5 protein-coding genes and 1 pseudogene are annotated in these 5,156 nt (G+C 58.5%); 3 read left to right on the top strand and 3 right to left on the bottom strand.

All coding sequences use genetic code 11. From position 1 onward, the window contains the following. Positions 1-510: 510 nt before the first annotated feature. Both ACN1C3_RS33115 and ACN1C3_RS33110 read left to right on the top strand, forming a co-directional pair. Positions 511-756, top strand: coding sequence for an RNA-directed DNA polymerase (Reverse transcriptase) (locus tag ACN1C3_RS33115; RefSeq protein ID WP_419119938.1), 246 nt, complete (start codon positions 511-513; stop codon positions 754-756). Further along, positions 734-1,069: pseudogene (locus tag ACN1C3_RS33110) on the top strand (group II intron maturase-specific domain-containing protein); the annotation flags it as partial. The gene ACN1C3_RS33115 and the pseudogene ACN1C3_RS33110, both read left to right, overlap by 23 nt. Before the next feature lie 137 nt (positions 1,070-1,206). Here the strand turns inward: ACN1C3_RS33110 and ACN1C3_RS33105 are convergent. Beyond that, positions 1,207-1,620, bottom strand: a complete 414-nt coding sequence (locus tag ACN1C3_RS33105; protein WP_419119937.1) for a VOC family protein — start codon at positions 1,618-1,620, stop codon at positions 1,207-1,209. A 244-nt stretch (positions 1,621-1,864) separates the two neighbouring features. Here ACN1C3_RS33105 and ACN1C3_RS33100 point away from each other — a divergent pair, with 244 nt between their 5' ends. Continuing rightward, positions 1,865-3,676, top strand: a complete 1,812-nt coding sequence (locus ACN1C3_RS33100) for an ABC transporter ATP-binding protein (RefSeq protein ID WP_419119936.1) — start codon at positions 1,865-1,867, stop codon at positions 3,674-3,676. Between the two features lie 10 nt (positions 3,677-3,686). Here the strand turns inward: ACN1C3_RS33100 and ACN1C3_RS33095 are convergent, their stop codons facing one another. Both ACN1C3_RS33095 and ACN1C3_RS33090 read right to left on the bottom strand, forming a co-directional pair. Next, complete coding sequence (locus tag ACN1C3_RS33095; protein WP_419119935.1) at positions 3,687-4,631, bottom strand: alpha/beta hydrolase; 945 nt, start codon at positions 4,629-4,631, stop codon at positions 3,687-3,689. 127 nt (positions 4,632-4,758) lie between these two features. Further along, positions 4,759-5,156 (bottom strand): zinc-binding dehydrogenase (locus tag ACN1C3_RS33090; RefSeq protein ID WP_419119934.1); only part of this gene is annotated, 398 nt, incomplete at its 5' end.

Genomic DNA, 5,156 nt, shown 5'->3' with positions numbered 1-5,156 from the left:
GGTTGGTCTCAATACTGGATACGATAAACCGGCTTAATCGCATAACCTGAACCGCCGTATACGGAACCGTACGTACGGTGGTGTGAGAGGACGGCGGTTGTGAGACCGCCTCCTACTCGATTGCGCCCAGCATGGGCGCAATCTTGTGGGTGAGAGTCCCGCCGTAAGCTGACCACAGCAAACGAAGTGAAGCGCAACTGCATGAGGGTGACCGAGTGTGGGGAGGAAGCGTGAATCGAAGCCGTGAGCCGATGGACAAGAACCGGATAGAAGGCGAAGCCGACCAGGGCGAGCGGGCCACAAATCGCGAAGCTCTTGTGGTCAAGGGTCAGGCAGCGTAAATCCGGCGGTTGTGCGGCGAAGGATTGCGTTCTTACCTGGGGAGATCTCGCCTTGTGCCTGAAAGGGCGACGGCGCCAGCCGGAGCGAGAAGTCAGCAGAGGCCGTAGTAGTCTTTTTTTTGACGAAGGGCTGAACGAGAGAAAGCGTTATAGGCCATGTTGATGCGAAATGCTGGAAGTTAGATGCCTGCCAAACGCGGGGCGGATGGAGATTGCGAGCGGTGAAGCCGTGAGAAGTCCCGTCAGCGACGAGGTCAATTGCCCGCGAGATGAATCCGATAGCGCAGGGCAAGGGCTGCTGGAACGAGCCTTTGCGAGAGAAAACCTGAAACGGGCGTGGAAACGGGTCAAAGCCAACAAAGGTGCAGCGGGGGTCGACGGTCTGGTGGTTTACCAAGCGTTCATGCGGCCGTAGTTTGCAGCAAATTATCGAGAGGGTTCGCCCCTACATCATGGGCTGGAAAACCTACTTTGGCTTGTCACAAGCCCCAGGGATCTGGCGAGAGCTGGACGAATGGATACGACACCGACTGCGGGCAATCCAACTCAAGCAGTGGCGACGAGCCCCGACGATTTATCGAGAGTTACGCCGGTTGGGTGCACATGAGGAGGTTGCGAAGAAGGTGGCTGGAAACTCGGGCCGCTGGTGGCGCAACAGCCGTTTTGCGCTCAACCGGGTACTTAATATTGCGTGGTTCGACAGTCGTGGGTTGCCGCGTTTCTCCTGACCTCAATCTCTCGAACCGCCCGGTGCGGACCCGCATGCCGGGTGGTGTGGCAGGGGAACGGCCTATGAAGGCCGCCCCCTATGCCGATATCTTGAAAAAACTTCGATCCTCTCTACGCCTATCTACCGAGGTCAGGCTCACTGATCCTTTTCACAATTAACCATCCACGACACGCCAAAACGATCAACCAGCATGCCAAAGCGCGCCGCCCAGAACGTGGTTTCCAGGGGCATTTGAATATTGCCACCGTCCGCCAGTGCAGCAAAGACCCGCTCGGCTTCGGCCACGTTGTCGACATTCAATGAAACCGAACAACCGCTCATGCCGCTGGTGGGGCGGTCGGGTGTGGTGTCGGAGCCCATGATGGCCTGATCGCCGATCAGCAGGCGGGTATGAATGATCAGGTTATGAACATCCGCTGGAAAGTGTTCGCGAGCCGGGCTTTCGCCGAAGGTCATCATGACTTCGATCCTGCCTTGCAGGCATTGGGCGTAGAAGGTGAAGGCATCTTGGCAGTCGCCGTTGAAGATCAGGTAGGGATTGATTTTCATGTTCAGCTCCAGGTAATGAAGAGGGCACATCGGCTCCAGGTTAAGCTCGTCTGCGAATCCCGATGGGCGTTGACCCCAAGTAGCAAAGCGCTAAATCGCCACCGGTGGTTGTGTTTTTTTAGATGTTTTTTTTATGGGGGCGGCGAGGCTTATTGCCTCCTGCGCTCGTTGAGCTGAAGTACCATGACGCATTGTTGAGATCGCAAAACCCACTGAGCTCATCGCCTGCCGAGTCAATCGTCCTATGCCTGTCCTTTCCCGTTTCGCCTCGTTGCTCGACCAGGCGCGACGTGCCTTGCTGCTGGTATGGGGAACGTCTCGCGGGCTGTTTCTAGGGCTGGTGCTGGCGACGCTGATTGCCGGGGTGCTGCCAGCGTTGGCGGCGTGGTTGGGGCAGCGTATTGTCGATGCGGTCGTCAGCGCCATGCAGTTGCATGCGCAGCAGGGCAGTGCGCCGTTGTGGCCGGTTGTGCGGTATGTGCTGTTTGAAGCGGGTGTGCTTGCCTTGCTGTCCGGGACACAGCGCGCACTGACGGTCCAGCAGTCGCTGTTGCGGGTGCAGTTGGGGCAGAAGGTCAACACGATGATTCTGGAGAAGGCCCAGACGTTATCGCTGGTGCAGTTCGAGAATTCCGAGTTCTACGACAAGTTGGTCCGGGTGCGGCGCGAAGCTTCGACCCGGCCGTTGGCGCTGGTGATGAAGTCGTTGGGGCTGATCCAGAATCTGATTGTGTTGATCAGCTTCGGCGTATTGCTGGTGCATTTTTCGCCTTGGGCGCTGGTGTTGCTGGTGGTCGGCGCGCTGCCGGTGTTTTTTGCCGAAGCGCATTTCTCCGGGGATGCTTTCCGACTCTTTACCCGCCGCGCGCCGGAGAGTCGGCAGCAGAATTACATCGAGACGCTGCTCTCCCATGAGGGCTACATCAAAGAGGTCAAACTGTTCGGTTTTGCGCCGCTGCTATTGAGGCGTTATCGAGAGACGTTCGCCCGTCTCTACGCTGAAGATCGCCGGCTGACACTGCGCCGCGATGGCTGGGGCTTTGTCCTCGGTTTGCTGGGCACCGGGGCGTTTTATCTGGCCTATGCCTGGGTCGTGGTCGATACCGTTCACGGCAGCATCAGCCTCGGGCAGATGACCATGTATCTGGTGTTGTTCAAACAGGGGCAGACTGCGGTGAGCAGCAGCTTGAGCGCCATCAGCGGTCTCTATGAGGATGGTCTTTACCTGTCGAGTCTCTATGAGTACCTGGCCGAACCCGTTGCGGCGGATACCGGAAATCTTACTGTGGGCGCGGTGCCCGGCGATGGTCTGCGCTTCGAGAACGTTGGTTTCCGCTATCCGGGTGCCAGTCGAGCCGCTCTGGAGGGTATCGACCTGCACCTTGTGCCGGGTCGCAGCGTAGCGCTGGTGGGGGAAAATGGTTCAGGCAAGACCACGCTGATCAAGTTGCTGACTCGGCTGTACCGTCCCGATCAGGGTCGTATTCTGCTGGATGGCAGCGATTTGCAGGCGTGGGAGGAAGATGCATTACGCCGGCGTATCGGCGTGATTTTTCAGGACTACATTCGCTATCAATTCTCCGTGGGCGAGAACATCGGCGTCGGCGATACCCTGGCTTTCAACGACGAAGAGCGTTGGCAGGAAGCTGCGGCTGAAGGCATGGCCGCGCCTTTCATCGAGCGTCTGGATCGAGGTTATGCCACGCAATTGGGGCGATGGTTTGCCGGTGGGCAGGAGTTGTCCGGCGGGCAATGGCAGAAGATCGCCTTGTCCCGCGCTTACATGCGTCGCAACGCCGATATCCTGATTCTGGATGAGCCGACCTCGGCACTGGACCCTGCAGCAGAAGCAGCGGTGTTCGAGCATTTCAGTCAGCACACTGAAGGTCGTATGACGTTGCTGATTTCTCACCGTTTCTCCAGCGTGCGCAATGCGGACCACATCATCGTGCTGGATCAGGGGGCAATCCTTGAGCGAGGCGATCACGACAGTCTGGTAGCCGAGAGCGGGCGTTATGCGCAGCTGTTCAGCTTGCAGGCCCGGGGTTACCGATAGGCCAGGAACCTTATGAGTCCCGAGAGCTACGCGAAACAGTCGGCCCGGCGACCTGTGCTGGCGGCTTTGATTGCATCAAGGCATCCAGCGCCTTGCGATAGGTCTGCCCGCCCAGGCTCATGCTGTTGTTGTGCGTCGCACCGGGCACCAACAACAGATGCTTGGGTTCAAGGGCGGCGTTAAACAATTGCTCGCTGAAACGGGGCGGCACATAGCGGTCATCCAGCCCATGGACCACCAGCAACGGCATGTGAATCTCGGCGATTTTGTCGATGGAATCGAATTTCTGCGACAGCAGCCAACGTACCGGCAGAGAGGTGTTGGCCACTGCTGTGGCAACATCGGCCAGGGAAGTGAAGGTGGACTCGATGATCAACCCTCGGGCGGGCACCGGAGTATGGTCTTTTGCAGCGGTCTGGCCCAGTTCGGCCGCCAGATCGATCGCCACCGCGCCACCGAGTGAGTGACCGTAGATCAGCCGTTTGCTCGCATCCGGTTGCAGGACTTTCAGACGCTCCCAGGCAATTCGAGCATCTTCGTACACACTGGTTTCTGACGGCAGATCGCCCTGGCTCTGACCGAAGCCGCGGTAGTCGATGGCCAGCACCGAATAGCCGAGTGCTCGCAATTGTTCGATGCGAAACAGCTGTCCAGTGAGGTTCCAACGCACGCCGTGCAGATAAAGAATCGCGGGCGCATTCGCTCGTTCCGCCGGCCACCACCAGCCATGAATGCTTTGCCCGGCCTTGAAAGCCTTGGGCTGCAGCTCGAATTCCTGGACGCTACTGGGCAAGCCGCTGTACCAACTGGCGTTGCCTGGCTCAATGCGAAACACCAATTCCCGCTCTGTATACTCAAGGACCCCGCAACCCACGGGCAGGCCGACGATCAGCGCGGCCATGCACAGCAGTGGCAGCCAGCGGCGTCCGAGACGAGTGAGAAGGGAAGAGGGCATTGGGTGATCCACCGGCGCAGACATGAAGAGCGGGTTTTAACAGAAGTGTCCGGGCGAGAGGGATTTATTCCAACCATCGTAGAGGCGCAATAAGTTACAAATAGCGCCTCAGGGTGCGGATTTCGCATCAATCCACACGCAACACAATCTTGCTGATGTGATCCCCACCTTCGATCCGTGCGTGGGCCTGCGCCGCTTCGGTGTACGGATAGACCTTGTCGATCATCGGCAGGCAGCGCCCGGCATCGAGCACCGGACACCCGTGATCGCGCAACAGTGAGCCGGTGACCGAGGCGCGTTTGCCCTTGATCGCCATCAGGTCGATGTCTTTGGCGAGGTCGCTACCGAGTAAGCCAAGCATTACCAGTCGACCCTCTAGCACTAGGGTGGCGACGTTACGTAAGCGCTCCATGAACCCCACATTCAAAGCCGCCACCTGATCCCCGATGCTGTGCTCCCGATTCTTTTCCGGAGCCCGCACCTCATGATGCGTCCCGACGCCAAAGTCGAAAAAGTCTATCTCTA

The organism is Pseudomonas sp. H11T01, from assembly GCF_048515765.1.
Classification (GTDB): Bacteria; Pseudomonadota; Gammaproteobacteria; order Pseudomonadales; family Pseudomonadaceae; genus Aquipseudomonas.
Note: the sequence above shows the minus strand (reverse complement) of the source record. Positions and strands in the feature narration are given on the sequence as shown.

Coding starts and splice junctions, on each gene's coding strand:
- ACN1C3_RS33095 (WP_419119935.1), bottom strand. CDS start 4,631: ATGCCCTCTTCCCTTCTCACTCGTCTCGGACGCCGCTGGCTGCCACTG.
- ACN1C3_RS33115 (WP_419119938.1), top strand. CDS start 511: ATGCTGGAAGTTAGATGCCTGCCAAACGCGGGGCGGATGGAGATTGCG.
- ACN1C3_RS33100 (WP_419119936.1), top strand. CDS start 1,865: ATGCCTGTCCTTTCCCGTTTCGCCTCGTTGCTCGACCAGGCGCGACGT.
- ACN1C3_RS33105 (WP_419119937.1), bottom strand. CDS start 1,620: ATGAAAATCAATCCCTACCTGATCTTCAACGGCGACTGCCAAGATGCC.